At 43.8% G+C, this 15493-nt stretch carries 12 protein-coding genes; 9 read left to right on the top strand and 3 right to left on the bottom strand.

The window, feature by feature from the left end; genetic code table 11:
* The first annotated feature begins 75 nt into the window (after positions 1-75).
* Positions 76-1095 carry a hydrogenase expression/formation protein HypE gene (gene hypE / locus IPO83_05710; protein ID MBK9730767.1) on the top strand — a complete coding sequence of 340 codons (1020 nt, stop codon included), beginning with the start codon at positions 76-78 and terminating at the stop codon, positions 1093-1095.
* Between the two features lie 231 nt (positions 1096-1326).
* The gene (locus IPO83_05705) at positions 1327-2901 is read left to right on the top strand and encodes a hypothetical protein (GenBank protein MBK9730766.1); all 1575 of its coding nucleotides are present in this window, start codon (positions 1327-1329) and stop codon (positions 2899-2901) included.
* On the opposite strand, the gene IPO83_05700 is transcribed toward IPO83_05705, so the two are convergent.
* Positions 2896-4338 (bottom strand): aldehyde dehydrogenase, encoded by a 1443-nt coding sequence (locus tag IPO83_05700; protein ID MBK9730765.1) that lies wholly within the window; start codon positions 4336-4338, stop codon positions 2896-2898. The two genes, IPO83_05705 and IPO83_05700, sit on opposite strands and share 6 nt — an antisense overlap.
* Before the next feature lie 273 nt (positions 4339-4611).
* On the bottom strand, positions 4612-6066 hold the full coding sequence (locus tag IPO83_05695) for a T9SS type A sorting domain-containing protein (protein ID MBK9730764.1): 1455 nt from the start codon (positions 6064-6066) through the stop codon (positions 4612-4614).
* A gap of 185 nt (positions 6067-6251) precedes the next feature.
* Here IPO83_05695 and thpR point away from each other — a divergent pair, with 185 nt between their 5' ends.
* Positions 6252-6776 (top strand): RNA 2',3'-cyclic phosphodiesterase, encoded by a 525-nt coding sequence (thpR, locus tag IPO83_05690; protein ID MBK9730763.1) that lies wholly within the window; start codon positions 6252-6254, stop codon positions 6774-6776.
* 98 nt (positions 6777-6874) lie between these two features.
* Entirely contained in the window at positions 6875-8059 is a 1185-nt protein-coding gene (gene kbl, locus IPO83_05685) for a glycine C-acetyltransferase (GenBank protein ID MBK9730762.1), read from the top strand.
* Positions 8060-8078: 19 nt separating this feature from the next.
* On the opposite strand, the gene IPO83_05680 is transcribed toward kbl, so the two are convergent.
* Entirely contained in the window at positions 8079-10748 is a 2670-nt protein-coding gene (locus IPO83_05680; GenBank protein MBK9730761.1) for a hypothetical protein, read from the bottom strand.
* 186 nt (positions 10749-10934) lie between these two features.
* On the opposite strand from IPO83_05680, the gene IPO83_05675 reads away from it, so the two are divergent.
* From IPO83_05675 to atpH, 5 genes are all read left to right on the top strand, one after another.
* Entirely contained in the window at positions 10935-12563 is a 1629-nt protein-coding gene (locus IPO83_05675; protein MBK9730760.1) for a T9SS type A sorting domain-containing protein, read from the top strand.
* Positions 12564-12821: 258 nt separating this feature from the next.
* Positions 12822-13964: a F0F1 ATP synthase subunit A gene (gene atpB, locus IPO83_05670; protein MBK9730759.1), complete on the top strand. Its 1143-nt coding sequence runs from the start codon at positions 12822-12824 to the stop codon at positions 13962-13964.
* A gap of 36 nt (positions 13965-14000) precedes the next feature.
* Positions 14001-14252, top strand: a complete 252-nt coding sequence (atpE, locus tag IPO83_05665; GenBank protein ID MBK9730758.1) for a F0F1 ATP synthase subunit C — start codon at positions 14001-14003, stop codon at positions 14250-14252.
* A gap of 154 nt (positions 14253-14406) precedes the next feature.
* Positions 14407-14910 (top strand): F0F1 ATP synthase subunit B, encoded by a 504-nt coding sequence (gene atpF / locus IPO83_05660; GenBank protein ID MBK9730757.1) that lies wholly within the window; start codon positions 14407-14409, stop codon positions 14908-14910.
* A gap of 7 nt (positions 14911-14917) precedes the next feature.
* The gene (atpH, locus tag IPO83_05655; GenBank protein ID MBK9730756.1) at positions 14918-15478 is read left to right on the top strand and encodes an ATP synthase F1 subunit delta; all 561 of its coding nucleotides are present in this window, start codon (positions 14918-14920) and stop codon (positions 15476-15478) included.
* The last annotated feature ends 15 nt before the right edge of the window (positions 15479-15493 follow it).

Genomic DNA, 15493 nt, shown 5'->3' with positions numbered 1-15493 from the left:
AAAACCATTTTTTACGAAGTTTAAATCTTGCAACACCGAATGAGTCATAAATCCATCATGCAGATGCAATGTCCGATGCCACAACTGGATTTCGACATCATTACGTTAGGACATGGCAGTGGTGGAACTTTAACAGCACAGTTACTTGACACAGGTGTATTCAGGCTTTTAGGTAATGAGTTGCTGGATAAAAAGCATGATGGCGCCATCTTCAATTTAGAAGGCCGGGTAGCGATGAGCACTGACACTTACGTGGTGTCACCCATTTTCTTTCCAGGAGGAAATATCGGGGATCTTGCAGTAAACGGTACCGTGAATGACCTCGCCATGTGTGGAGCAGCAGCGAAATATTTATCGTTGGGATTTGTGCTGGAAGAAGGTTTGAAGATGGAAGAATTCTGGGACATTCTGGTGACCATAAAATCAGCGTGTGAAATTGCCGGTGTACAAGTGGTGACAGGTGATACCAAGGTGGTGGAGAAAGGAAAAGGAGATAAAATTTTTATCAATACAACTGGTATTGGAACAGTGCATCCTGACGCAAACATTGATATTGATCGCGTAAAATCCGGAGATAAAATTATCCTTAGTGGCCCGCTGGCGCGTCATGGCATTACGATTATGAGTCAGCGTCGGGGTTTGGAATTTGAAACTTCCATTACCAGCGATACAAGACCTTTGAATAAAATTGTAAATGAATTATTGGATGAGTTTGGCAACTACATCCACTTGTGTCGCGATCCAACGCGCGGTGGAATTGCTACGGTGCTGAATGAAATTGCAAAGGATGCAACCGTAGGAATTGATGTGGCACAAAAAAATATCAATGTGGAAGAGGAAGTGCACGGCGCCTGTGAAATGCTCGGGCTCGATCCATTGTATGTTGCGAATGAAGGGCTTTTTATGTCGGTGGTGGATGCAACTGTAGCTGATGCATTTTTGCAAAAGCTGCAACAATGGGAACATGGTTCCATGGCCGCTATCATTGGCAATGTAGTAACCGAACATCCAAACCAGGTGATACTGAACAGTAATGTCGGTGGAAGAAGAGTGATCAACAGGTTAACGGGCGAACAATTACCGAGAATTTGTTAATGAAATATTGAATGACAACAGAAATCATCAACATACCTGATAAAAGCAGATTGCTGCAGGTACAATGCAAGGCTGCTTTGTTCTTTTATGGCGATGAGGGAAATCCATTAACATCATTTCAGAGAAGAAAAAAAATAATACGGATACTGCTGTTTTAGGATTATACCAATTTCATCCACCTATACGTTTCAGTACTTTAAACTAACTTTCGGCGGTAACTAATTTTCGCATATGAAAAACAGCATTATTCTTTGTTTCCTTTTATTATTCCTGACTACAATCATACGGGCCCAGCAGTCCGTTAATAAGTCAGTTTTGAAGTTGAGCGCAGAAATGAAGGAACCTTCTAACGCTACCATCGATGATTATCTGGGTGAGGATGAGAACAGTTTTTACGTGTTGAGAAAAAAAGTTAATGGCTACTCCACTTCATTTTTCGGAACCAGCGTAGGATTCATCATCGAGTCTTACGGGCACGACTTGCTAATGAAAAAAAGACAGGAGTTCGAACCCGGTATAAATGGAATGGTCGCTGAGATGGATATGGTGAAGTATATCGACGGAAAATTGTTTGCCTACATTTCATATGTAAACAGGAAGGAGGAAAAGACGGAACTGTATTACCAGGTAATAGATAAAAAGACGCTGCAACTTACAGGAACTCCTGTTAAGATAGCCGCGATTCCTTACAATAGCCGCAGCAAGCAGGGAGAATTCAGATACCAATTGTCCGTCAACAGAAAAAGCATTGCCATCATCTCCGCGCTGCGCGATGAAAAGCAAACCAAGGAAACTTTTACAACGAAAGTATATGATAGTAATATGAAAGAAGTTTGGTCGAAAAATATTACGCTGCCTTATGAAAGCGAGTTGTTTGAAAGAGAAAAACTATTACTAGATAACAACGGAAACATTTATCTCAGTGGCAGGCTTTACAATGAAAAATTAAAAGAGAAGCGGAATGGAATGGCCAACTATTCGTATAAAATACTGGCTTTTCGCGACAGCGGGAAAGTGGCAAAGGAATATGATATCGTGGTGGCCAACCAGTTCATTACAGATATTGGTTTTAATATAACAAATGATGATAAGCTGGCTGTTGCGGGTTTCTATTCTGCGCAGGGAACTTACAGCATTAAGGGTATTTCATTTACACTCATTAACGCGGCATCAGGCAGTGTGATAAAACAAGGTGTCAAACCTTTTGATGCAACATTTCTCGAGTTGTTTTCAAAGAGCCAGGTGGATAAAAAGGATGAAGAAATTTATAACTACGATCTTGACAACATCATTATCAGATCTGACGGAGGTGTGCTCTTGTTAGCCGAGCAATATTTTGTGGAATCGCGCTCTACCCGTTATTATACCGGTTCATCTTACACCACGCGCACTACTTATTATTATAACTACAATGATGTGATGGCTATTAATATTAATCCTGACCTGTCCGTTGCATGGGCTACTAAAATTGCAAAACGGCAGGTAACAACCGATGATGGTGGTTATTATTCTTCCTATGCATATGCGGTAGGCGGCGATAAGATTTACCTGCTCTTCAATGATAATCCTGATAATTTACTGGTTACTGATCCTTCAAAACTTGCAAAATATTCGGGTGTCAAAAGATCTGTTGCAACTTTGGTTACCATCAGTTCCGATGGCAAGTGGAAGAAAAGCTTATTGTTCAGCAACCAGGATCAGGGTGAAATTCTTCGCCCGAAAGTATGCAAGCAGGTTTCCGACCACCAGTTTTTTCTATATGCTGAAAAAGGGAAAAATTATGTCTTGGGAAAAGCGGACCTATAACTTTACGCACACATTTTTGGCTTCTGTAAAAAACCGCATGGCTTCGTTGCCACCTTCGCGACCTACACCAGAACTTTTCATGCCACCGAATGGCGTTCGCAAATCGCGGTGCAACCAGCAGTTGATCCAGATAATGCCGCTTTGCACCTGGGCGCCGACACGATGTGCACGTGTGAGGTTTTCTGTCCAGATGCTTGCAGCCAGGCCGTAAGCAGTGCTGTTCGCTAACTGCAAAACTTCAACTTCCGTTTCAAACGGCATGATGGTAACCACAGGACCAAAAATTTCTTCGAGATTTGTTCTGCAGTTCCATGGAAGTCCTTCAATAATCGTAGGTTCGATGAACCATCCATTTTCGCAGCGACCTTTTACTTTCACCACATTGCCGCCGCATAAAATTTTCCCGCCTTCTTCTTTTGCAAGGTTGATGTGATAATTGATCTTATCGAAATGTGGTTTGGAAACGATGGCGCCAATGCGCGTTGATGCTTCCATCGGATCACCAATTGTTAATTGTTTTGTTGCGGCAACAAAAGCTGTTTTAAATTTTTCGTAGATTGGTTTTTCAACTAAAATTCTGGAGCCGCACAAACAAATTTCCCCCTGGTTGCTGAAAGATGAAAGCAACGTTGTCTGCAACATTTTCTCAAAATCACAATCCGCGAAAATGATGTTTGGATTTTTGCCGCCCAATTCCAATGAAAGTTTTTTAAACATAGGCGCAGCAACTGTTGCAATTTCTTTTCCGGCTCTGGTGCTGCCGGTGAAAGAGATGGCTTTTATGTTTGGATGTTTCACAATCGCAGCGCCACAATGTGGTCCGTTACCATGAACAATATTCAATACGCCTGCAGGTAATCCGGCTTCGATGCAGATCTTTGCAAGTTCATAACCTGTCATGGGTGTTACTTCACTTGGCTTGGCAATCACACAGTTTCCTGCGGCCAATGCAGGCGCAATTTTCCAGGTAAACAAATACAAAGGAAGATTCCATGGAGAAATACATCCGACTACACCAATAGGTTGTCGCAATGTATAATTGATCGCACTGTTTTCCATGTTGTGCGATTCACTCGGAAACTGTAACACTGCCGTAGCAAAAAAACGGAAGTTGGATGCTGCACGGGGAATATCAAGTGATGCTGCAAGCTTCTTTGGTTTCCCATTATCAATGGATTCCACTTCAGCGAGGTAATCGTTTTTCTCATCAATCAAATCTGCAATCTTCAACAAGATTTTACATCGCTGTTCAGCCGGCATGTTGCTCCAACTGTCAAATGCTTTTTCTGCTGCCTGCACGGCATGTTCCACATCCGCGTCCTCCGAATCCGGCACTTGTGAATACACTTCACCGATGGCAGGATGATAGTTGTCGATATAATTTTTTGAAACAGGAGCAGTGAGCTGACCGTTGATGTAATTTTTTATCTGAAACATGTGTGTTGGAGTAAGGAAGGCGCAAAGGTAAGGAGGAAGGTGGAAGTATGATGTGTCAATGCATTAATGTGCCAAAGTGCCGATGGTTTGACGTGCCAATGACTAATGACTCAATGACAAATGCACCAATGACCCATTCACTAACGACTAACGACTTTTCAATGGATGTGCTAATATACCGATGGTTTGATGTGCCCGATGACTCAATGACAAATGCACCAATGACCAATTCACTAACGACTCAGGACTAACGACTTTTCATTAGCTGCAACATCAATGCGCAATCAACATCCTTCCAGACATTGAAAAATCTTTTGCAACAATGCTGACAAGGTAGATTCCGTTTGGCAATGCACGATCAGTTTTCAGCAATTGTGAATGTTGCAAACCTTTTAATTCCTGCCGCCAGCACATGCTGCCATTCATATTGTAAACTGAAACTGAACATGCTTCATTCACTATTTGATTGCTGAAAATATTAATCGCATCACCTTGCGGATTACCTGCCACCTGAATGAATGGCATAGGAACAGAGGTGTTTTGAACACCACTGATTTCATATAGCATTCCTTTCATCAGATAAATTTGTCCGGCTCCTCCATCGGCAAACACTACATAAAAAGTACCGTTTGAATATGCAATGTCCGGGTTTGTATGAAAACCTTCAGCCAATACATTGCTGATCGTATCCACTACTGCACCCAAACCGGAAGCACCGGTGAGTGAATAGGAAAATAATATGTTCCGGTGTCCCGCAATAATCTGTTCCCAAACTGCTGCAATGGTATCGCCACTGGCCACAATCGCGGGATGATTTTGAGAAGCGCCATTGGGTAAATTAAAAAGGGGTTTTTCAAAACCGGGTTGAAGTGTATTAATGTTTAGCGTTGATACGAAACACTTGTTTCCGTTAACGCCATTCATAAAAACACTGACCAGTGAGTCACCAATAATCACGCCCTCACCGCCGCTGGAAGGACAACTTTCAATTATCCAGTTATTATTGTCAATAATTCCAAGCTCATACGTATTGCCGCCATCGTGTGAAATCGCAGCGCGCATATCGCGCACATCGTTGATCGCATTGCGATAAATAACTGCGATCACACCGTCATGATAAATGATACTTCCCGGGCAACAATCGCAAGGGTCTGCACCCAATGTGGCAGTTACCGGAACATCACTTGAAAATGTATTGCCACCATCTAAAGATTTGGTGACCACATATTGAGGGTTGGAAAAATTTTCATCCAGTTTTGCATATGAAATTACAGGGTTGCCGCCTGGCAGTAAGTCAACACTTGAATAGCGAAGAAAATTGTTTCCGATATTATCTATGCGCAGTGTATCACTAAAGGTAACGCCCGCATCAAATGAACGGTGGAGATATGAATGGGTAGCATCCTGATTTACGTAAATAACATACACCGTATCGCCGGAAGCTTTCAGATCAGGACCGGTTAGTGAGAAAACTGTAGCCGCGAGACCATCCGGAGTGAGTTGAATTTCAGGGCCGAAATTTCCTGCATCACATCTTCTGCAGAATATCTTGCCACTTTCAAAATCGCCCCAGGCCACTACCGGAGTTGAATGTGAAAGTGCAACACGTGGCCAGTCTGTACCAACGCTTGAATTTACCACCACCGGACTTGTCCAGTTTAATGGTGATTGTGCAGGAAGGCGGATTGAAACGCAAATGATAGCGAAAATCAGGATTGTTTTTTTCATAGGTGTTATTGCGATAAAGATAATTTTTTTACCGGATGTTTAGTGATCATCATGAATGATCTATAGCACAAACCATTTTTTAATTCCTGCCTGTTTCCAACCTCATTCTTCCAGTGAGACAAATGAGTATAAACAGGTTTTCTAAAGATTGTATATTTCCTTTTCAATTTTTTACCTGAAACATTTTGAGACGCATTTTTTTTGCCATATCAATTCCTCCTGAAACCAGGCAATCATTGTGGCAACTGTTTTCGCACCAACACTATTTCGGCATTCGTTGGATTGATCAGGAACAACTTCACATTACTGTTCATTTTCTGGGTGAAGTAGAAAATGAAACTATAGCACAAATCGCATTACAACTTCCCGTTATCTGCAATTCAATTCCTGCTTTTGATTTGCAAATCGAAAACTTCAGGACGGTATCAAAAAATCAAAAACCCACCATGATATGGGCACAACTGGAAGATCATCTTTCATTTTCAGCATTGTGTCTTTCCTTGCGAAGCAGTTTTCCTACCGGGGAAACACGTATGCCACAACCGCACATCACCCTTGCCCGCATCCGGCAATTACATCAGCTTCCTTTCGATCTTCCAAAGGCAAAGCCATTTTTAATTCCCGTTAATTCGGTTGAACTGTGGGAATCGCACCTTCATGCCGATGGCTCAAAATATCAAGTGCTTGGACAATGGAAATTGAAAAAGTGAATTCGCCAAAAGAACCGAAATACTATCTTCACCACATAAACTTCTGCTAAACAACCCAAACCCTTTAAACTCTTCAAAACCTTCAAACTCTTTTCAACATGTACGCTATCCAATCCCGACTCCAAAATGAAATGGAGGAAATTAAATCCTCCGGCTTATATAAGCATGAACGCATCATCACTTCACCGCAGGGTGCTGAGATTACGGTGAATGGAAAAACGGTGCTTAACTTTTGCGCTAATAATTATCTCGGATTAAGTTCACATCCTAAGGTAACGCAAGCCGCGAAAGATGCCATTGATTCCCATGGTTATGGCATGTCAAGTGTACGTTTCATCTGTGGCACGCAAGACATTCATAAAACGCTGGAGCAAAAAATTTCAACATTCCTGGGAACGGAAGACACCATTTTATACGCAGCAGCTTTTGATGCAAACGGTGGTGTGTTTGAACCGTTGTTCAACGAACAGGATGCTTTGATCAGCGATGAGTTGAATCATGCTTCTATTATTGATGGCGTTCGTTTGTGCAAAGGACAACGCTTACGATACAAGCACAATGATATGGCCGACCTCGAAGAGAAGTTGAAGGAAACAGAAAATCTTCGCAGCAGAATCATTATTACTGATGGCGTTTTCAGCATGGACGGAACGATTGCACAACTTGATAAAATTGTAGCACTTGCAGAAAAGTACCAGGCCATGATCATGATTGATGAATGCCATGCTTCCGGTTTTATGGGAAAAACAGGTCGCGGCACACATGAATTTCGTGGCGTGATGGGAAAGATCGATATCATTACCGGTACACTTGGCAAAGCACTTGGTGGTGCTTCGGGAGGATTTACTTCCGGCAAAAAAGAAATTATAGAAATACTGCGCCAGCGTTCACGCCCGTACTTATTTTCAAATACACTGGCACCTTCCATTGCCGGCGCTTCTATCGCTGTGCTCGACATGCTGAGTGACACCACGGAGCTGCGTGACAAACTTGAATTCAACACCGGATATTTCCGGACAAAAATTACTGAAGCTGGTTTTGATATTAAGCCCGGCGAACATCCGATTGTACCCATCATGTTGTACGATGCAGTGCTGGCTCAAAAATTCGCTACGCAGATTTTGGAAGAAGGAATTTACGTAATCGGATTTTTCTTTCCGGTAGTGGCAAAAGGCAATGCACGCATCCGCGTTCAACTTTCCGCTGCGCACGATCAATCACACCTTGACAAAGCAATTGCCGCCTTCACGAAAGTGGGGAAAGAGTTGGGTGTGGTGAAATAAACTTACGACCTGTTCAGGATTAGTTTTTCGGATCCACCAATGATGTCGCTTCGGTGCGAACTGCTTCTTGTTGTTGGCCATTCTCTGAAGTTGATTCTGACAAAGTGGAACTTGTGGTGACGGTTTCTGATACTGATAAAACCTGATTCACTGCATTAGCCGTAACAGACTTCAGCGGACCGCTATGTTGCGGAAAGCGCTCATCCGCAAATTTTCCATATGCTTCATTGGCACGATTGGCTGCCACATTCCAGGTGAATGAAACATTGGAACTTCCGTTTTGTAATTCAATCACGTCAAATCCGCCGGCAGTTTTATTGGTCACATATACTCCATTGCAATCGCCTTCCAGTTGCACGAAAACCCGTAACGGATGCTTATCACTCACCTCAATATTTTTTGAAAGAACAGGATCAATATTGATGTGCGCTTTTCCATTTTGCAATTGTCCCGATCCATAATCCATGAATAAATTCTCCGGCGCTTCGGGAGCGGAAAGCAATACATACTGATCGTTCAGATTCTTCACTACGGTATTCACAGTTCCATTGCCGACTATTTTTCTTGGAATTGGTGCAGTGGAGCCTTCTTCTGTAGCAACATACGCCCAACTCAACCCCGCTCCTGAACCACTTTGAAAATAACCTCCTGCTCTAGAAGGCGCTCCCGGAGTGCCATTGGTATTGCTACTGGCATAGGCAGTGATGCCATAAGTAGTTCCATTGGCATTAACGCCCGAACCTGCTAAGGGAAAAGTATAGGTGGTTACGTTATTACCCGCGCCCATCAAACCGATTCCGTTCGCAGCGGTATTCGCAAAACCAAATGCGCCGAGTGTGGTTCCGTTAAATGTACCACCGGATCCACTTGTGGTGGAGGTAAGTGTGGTCATGTTATTACCGAGACCGGTAATTCCAATTCCACTTGCGGCAGTGGAGGAAACTCCATAAGCACCAAAGGCCGTTCCGTTAAATACGCCACCTGCTCCTGTTGCAGGAGCAGTTAATGTAGTGATGTTGTTTCCAAGACCAACAACACCCACTCCGCTTGCAGCAGTTTTTGCAATGGCATAAGAGCCGTAAGCATTGCCGTTAAAAGCTGCACCCGCACCGGTGGCAGGCGAAGTGAGTGCTGTGACATTGTTTCCCAAACCAACTACACCAATTCCACTTGCTGCAGTGGTTGCCAATGCATAAGAACCGATTCCGGTGCCGTTGAAAGCACCTCCGGATCCGGTTCCGGGCACTGTATAAGTCGTTACATTATTTCCCAGGCCGATAATTCCAATGCCACTTGCCACCGTTTTCCCGATGGCAAAAATACCCATTGCGTTTCCGTTAAAGGCACCACCGGCTCCGGATGCAGGCGTGGTGAATGTAGCCAGGTTATTGCCCACTCCAATTGTCCCAATTCCCGAAGCAGCAGTAGTGGCGAATGCGAATGCACCAACTCCTGTACCGTTGAAAGCACCGCCTGAGCCTGCCGTTAATGTGGTAAAAGTTCCGAGGTTATTGCCCACACCTAATATTCCTGTTCCTGAAGCCGCGGTTGTTGCAATTGAAAGAGCTCCAAAGCCGGTTCCGTTAAATGCTCCGCCACTTCCGGCAGTAAGAGTTAAAAAGCCCGCGAGATTGTTGCCCGCGCTTAAAATTCCTGTGCCGGATGCGGCAGTTTTGGCAAGGGAAAAAATACCCACGCCGGCACCGTTAAAAGCCCCGCCGCTTCCATTGACAAGGTATGTTCCGGCAACATTGTCTCCCAAGCCCAATACTCCTGTTCCGGTAGTGTTGGTATTTGTACCCAACACTCCAAATCCGGCTGATTGAATCGTGGAGCCACTTACACCACTCCCTGTTCCTGCTCCTGTTGCCGTAAGATTTGCAGCCACCAATGCGGAAAAGGTACCTATTGAATTGGTGAATCTTCCAGCATTGGCTACTGAAGAATAACCATAGACACCAGAACCGGTTCCTCCCGTGGTTGCTCCTACAATAGCACCGGAGGTGCCACTGGTTACAGTTGCATAAATTCCGGAGTTGGTAACTGTTGTACTGCTCAGTGTGATAGCTCCTACATAGCCGAGATACACATCTGTTCCTGTAGTTCCATTTGCATGAAGAGCTTTGCTGCCCGAAGCTATGTTGGTGGTATTTACCCTGAGCGAAGTTGTCTGGGTTGCATCGGTAATAAACAGGCGTTCCGTGAGTGATGGTGCGGTATTGATACCGATGTTCCCAGCGGCGGCGACTCGCATCCGTTCAATGCCAGTGGTTTTAATCACCCAGTCCACTGCATCTGTAGTTCCGATGAAATTGGTTCCTGCCGTAGTACTGCTATTGCCGGTCAACGACCAGTTGCTTGCCGCTGCGGCAGACCATGCGGGAATGCCGGAAGCATTGATTGTAAGCAGTTGGCCGCTTGAACCATTGGGTATCGCTTTGAAATCGCCATTAGAATTCACATACAATATCTTATCAGTATTGGCCAAAGGAGCTGTAATGTGTGTTCCACCCAATACACTGCTCAATCCTTCCAGCCGAATGGTGCTGGATGTTCCGCCTATGTGAAGTTTGGTGAGTGGATTCGCCACCGCAATACCAACATTTTGTGCGGCAAGTTTTTCAGAATAGGTAATGCAGGCAATTACTAATATGAAGGTCGAACGGAGATAAGCAGAGATGTTTTTCATCGAAAGAAATTTATGGATTTCAAATTTAAATAAATTAACAACGGTGTTTACTTAATTAATAAACAGCAGAACTTGTTTTTGCGTGGCAGATACATCTTATGCAAAGAAGTTTTTATAAATTAGACGATTGCATGGGATGAAAAAAACGCAGTGCAGGTTTCTTCCGGTGAAAACAGCTTGTCAATCGTGAAAATTAAATTGTTCCTGATAGTCTTTACTTTCTGTCTTTCAAAACAGGGAGCAACACAGGATCTTTTATATCTTGATGGCGCAGGTGCTTCACCAAACCTGACCATTCAAACCGGTGCACAGGTGTATGTGCAGGGCGGTTTTGTTGCCAATGCAGGAAATACTTCTATCCATGTAAGCGGTGAGTTACATTTGATTGACGGCGTCACTTCCACATCATCTCATTTTACAGACAATACTGCCGCCGGATGTATACAGTCAACGAGCACTGGTACCGTTTTTATTGAAAGTGGATTGCTCCAAAATGTGAGTGCTGCCAATACAACATTCTACAATCTGTACTTTAACAACAGCAGTATAAATTCGAACGGCATCCGTATGTTGACAGATGTTAATGTAGCTAATCAGGCAACATTTCGGGATGGACTTGTGTATGCAAACACGAAAGTGCTGCGCATCACTTCAACTGCCGCTACTGCTGTTACTTTCTCCGCACCGAACACTAGCAGCTATATACAAAGTTGGCTTGCTGCTATTTATCCTTCGGGAAAGCTCGATCGGGAAATGATCAATAACACTTCAATCTATGCTTTCCCGGTAGGAAATACAGTGCAGGCGCAATTGCTGGAAGTGAAGCCCACGAACATCACCGGCATATCACGCTTCAGCGCTTCGTGGGAAGACCCGGCGATTGGAACTTCGTCTGTTGCGCTTACCGAATGCGGAACATCTTATTTGTCCGTGAACAACGGTGGAGAATGGCACCTGCGCCCGGCCAATGGCGGTACGTATGGCTCTGGAAGTTTTTCCGCAGGGCAAATGACCATTAGCGGTTACAACCTGTCTGTATTTTCAGGTTTGATTGACAACCTTTTTGGGATGCTCACCCGGCCTGAAGGAAGTGTTACTACAGCCACATGGACCATTCCTGCTCCCTCCTGTACTTCACTTGCGCCTTTAAATGCTGCCGGCAGAACTGTTGCCTCTGATTATGCAACGCGGATTAATCTCACTGCCTGGAGCGACAACCTCAGCCAGATTGGAATAGGTGTTACCAGCATTCCGCTTCCAATAGAACTTCTTTCTTTGGTTGCATGGAGTGCAGGTAATGCAAACGAACTTTCGTGGATCACCGAATCCGAAATCAACAGCTCTCAGTTTGAAGTGGAGCGCAGCAGTGACGGGAAAAATTTTGATTCGATTGGGGCAGAAAGTGCAGCAGGCATTTCTTTCAAATCACTTCAATATTATTTCACTGATCATCACCCGGCAGTGGGTTTGAATTATTACCGCGTGAAAATGATGGACCTTGATCAATCTTTCCGCTATTCAAATGTTGTTTCTGTTGAACGAAAAGGAGAATTGATGGAAGCAATTTCCATTTATCCGAATCCTGGTGAAGATGATATAACGCTGCATATAGAATCAGATCATGATAAATATCTGATGGTGCATCTTACAGATGAACTCGGTCGTGTGTTGAGTTCGGCTGAGATCAGCGTTCATACAGGAACCAATTTTTTTCCGATTCAAACCGCTCATCTTGCATCGGCTGTGTACTATGTCCATATTGTGGACACAAGGACGAATAATTCCTGTGTTTTTAAGTACCTGAAGGTTGATTGATTATTGCGCTAATCTGCCTTGTCTATCACAAGACACGGAAACGGACTCAATTAGCAGTCTCCGTTTACTACATCCAGCTTATCGATATAAGAATGAATGCTACCGGAGTGTTTAAGTTTTTGAAGAAGGATTGAAAAGCTATCTTATTATAAGTGACTATCTAAAATCTCAATAAATTTCCCATCATTCCTTACTTTTTCAAAGTCCCTTACATATCTTTGCACCGCCATTTGGCAAATCCCTTAGTCTTTCCCCAAAATGTTACGTCGAGTTGCCCATAAGTTGTTGTTGCCCATCGTGTTAGTGATCGGTTTTTCTGCTAATCTGTTGGCAGAAGTGCCTGAAGCCGCTGCTCCGGAACAACACGCATCTGTTTCAGCATCCGAAGCAGGGGAGGCTAAGTCGGAAGGAAAAGAAGCCGCGGAAGAAGGATTCAATCCGGGAAAAGTGATTATCGAACACATCAGCGACAGTCATGAATGGCATTTATTCTCTTTTAAAAAGACAGATGGTTCGGAGTTCGACGCTGTTTTGGCTTTGCCGGTAATCCTTTTTTCACCTTCAAAAGGACTGAGCATATTTTCTTTTGCCCGTTTTGAACATGGTCATGCCGAATACAAAGGATTCAAAGAAGAAGAAGGCGTTATTTCAGCCACCGATGGCAGTCCTGTTTATGATATTTCACTTACCAGGAATGTGATTCAAATGATGATCGGTGTGGCATTGATGCTCTTGATCTTCCTGTCAGTTGCCCGCAATTTTAAAAAGTATGGTACGAAAGCGCCGAGAGGTCTTCACTCCGTAGTGGAAGTATTGGTGATGTTCATCCGCGATCAGGTGGCAAAACCACTGCTCGGAGAAAAAGCCAATAAATACCTGCCTTATCTTCTTACCTTATTCTTTTTTATCTGGATCAACAACCTTTTAGGACTTTTTCCGGGAGCCGCTAACGTAACGGGCAACATCGCTGTTACCATGACACTCGCTGCATTCACTTTTATCTTAATGATGGTGGGATCCAGCCGCAATTACTGGTCACACATGGCTTCACCTCCCGGAGTTCCCGGCGCAGTATTGCCAATTCTTGTACCGATTGAATTTATCAGTAACCTCGTTGTAAAGCCCTTTGCACTCATGATCCGGTTATTTGCCAACATGCTGGCCGGTCACCTGATTGTACTGTCATTTCTGATGCTGATTTTCATCTTTTCAGCCATGAACATTTTTGCCGGTTTAGGTGCTTCCATTTTCTCAGTAGCATTTGCCATTTTCATCTACCTTCTTGAATTGCTGGTGTGTGCCCTGCAGGCATACATCTTTACCATATTAACGGCCTTGTTCATCAGCGAAGCGATCGCAACCGGCGGGCACGATCACGATCACAAAGAATCTCATCACTAACATTTTTTTCAAATCAATTAAACTCAATTAATTATGATGCATTTACTGAGCATTTTGTTTTTAGCTCTTGATGGATACGCACAAATGGGTGCTGGTATCGGAGCTGGTCTTGCTGCTATTGGAGCAGGTATTGGTGTAGGTCTGATCGGCGCCAACGCGCTGCAATCCATCGCCCGTCAACCGGAAGCAACCAACGACATCCGCACTAACATGTTTATCACTGCCGCTTTGGTGGAAGGTGTTGCGTTGTTCGGTATCGTTGTGTGCGTTCTGATCCTTTTCCTCTAGTAAGTCCGGTTGAATTCAGAAAAGCTGAATCGCAGCGCCTGATGAAAAGCAGCTTATTGCTTTAATGGGTGGTGTCTTCTTTCTTTATCTGAGTTAATTATTGCTTACCAGGAAAAAGCAAATTTCTTTAGCACAAAACAGAAACAGCCTACACATGCAACTCTTACAACCTTCATTGGGATTGATTTTCTGGACAGCAGTCATCTTTCTGCTGGTCCTTTTCATCCTGAAAAAATATGCATGGAAACCCATCCTGCAAGCTCTCGACGATCGTGAACACACGATTGATGATGCATTGAAAACCGCTGAACGTACCAAGCAGGAAATGCTGGGTATGAAAAGCGAGCATGAAGCCATGCTGCAACAGGCCAAGCAGGAACGCATCCAGATATTGAAAGAAGCCAAAGAGGTGAAGGAACAGATTATTGGTGAAGCAAGGGAAAAAGCCAAGGATGAAGCGGCCAAAATTATGGAAGAAACGCGCCGTGACATTGAGAACCGCCGTAAAGAAGCAATCATCGACGTAAAGAATCAGATTGGTCATATGGTAGTGGATGTTGCAGAAAAAGTGTTGCGTCGCGAACTGAGTAACAAGAGCGAACAGGAAGCGTATGTAACCCGCCTTGCCAATGATTTATCCGCACCACAGAATAATTAACTGAACCATGCGCAATCCACGAGTAGCATATAGATACGCCAAAGCCCTGGTTGATTACGCTGTTGAAAATAAGCAGCTTGATGTCGTGAAAAAGGATGTCGATCTGCTGCGCGCAACTACCACTCACGAACTGAATGCTGCCATTTCATCGCCGGTAATCAGTGGCGACAGGAAAGCAAAAATATTCGCGGCCGTTTTTCATGACAGGGTAAGTAAGGTGACGGAAGATTTTTTCTTCCTGCTATTTAAGAAGAACCGTGAATTTGTTTTGCGTGATATCGGTGAAGCATTCGACAAACAATACAATATTATCAAAGGTATAGTAGTGGTGAATCTCACTTCTGCCATTCCACTGAGTCCGCAATTACACGACGATATTTTTAAAAGGGTTTCGGCCTTGCCAAGATTTCATGATAATACCCTTCAACTGAATGTAATAATAGATCCTGAAATAATCGGCGGGTTTGTTTTAGAACTGAACGACAATAAATTTGACGCCAGCATCCGTCACGACCTGCATTTCATCAAGCAGGAATTCATCAGCAACCTTTATGAAATGAAGTATTAACGATAATAAATTTTA

This window comes from Chitinophagaceae bacterium (assembly GCA_016717285.1).
Taxonomy (GTDB): Bacteria; Bacteroidota; Bacteroidia; order Chitinophagales; family UBA10324; genus JACCZZ01.
The sequence above is the reverse complement of the archived record's forward strand: the minus strand, read 5'-3'. Positions and strand labels throughout refer to the sequence as shown.

Bases quoted from the DNA above. Each gene is read 5' to 3' on its own strand.
- hypE (MBK9730767.1), top strand. From the start codon at position 76: ATGCCACAACTGGATTTCGACATCATTACGTTAGGACATGGCAGTGGT.
- IPO83_05705 (MBK9730766.1), top strand. From the start codon at position 1,327: ATGAAAAACAGCATTATTCTTTGTTTCCTTTTATTATTCCTGACTACA.
- IPO83_05700 (MBK9730765.1), bottom strand. From the start codon at position 4,338: ATGTTTCAGATAAAAAATTACATCAACGGTCAGCTCACTGCTCCTGTT.
- IPO83_05695 (MBK9730764.1), bottom strand. From the start codon at position 6,066: ATGAAAAAAACAATCCTGATTTTCGCTATCATTTGCGTTTCAATCCGC.
- kbl (MBK9730762.1), top strand. From the start codon at position 6,875: ATGTACGCTATCCAATCCCGACTCCAAAATGAAATGGAGGAAATTAAA.
- IPO83_05680 (MBK9730761.1), bottom strand. From the start codon at position 10,748: ATGAAAAACATCTCTGCTTATCTCCGTTCGACCTTCATATTAGTAATT.
- atpB (MBK9730759.1), top strand. From the start codon at position 12,822: ATGTTACGTCGAGTTGCCCATAAGTTGTTGTTGCCCATCGTGTTAGTG.
- atpE (MBK9730758.1), top strand. From the start codon at position 14,001: ATGCATTTACTGAGCATTTTGTTTTTAGCTCTTGATGGATACGCACAA.
- atpF (MBK9730757.1), top strand. From the start codon at position 14,407: ATGCAACTCTTACAACCTTCATTGGGATTGATTTTCTGGACAGCAGTC.
- atpH (MBK9730756.1), top strand. From the start codon at position 14,918: ATGCGCAATCCACGAGTAGCATATAGATACGCCAAAGCCCTGGTTGAT.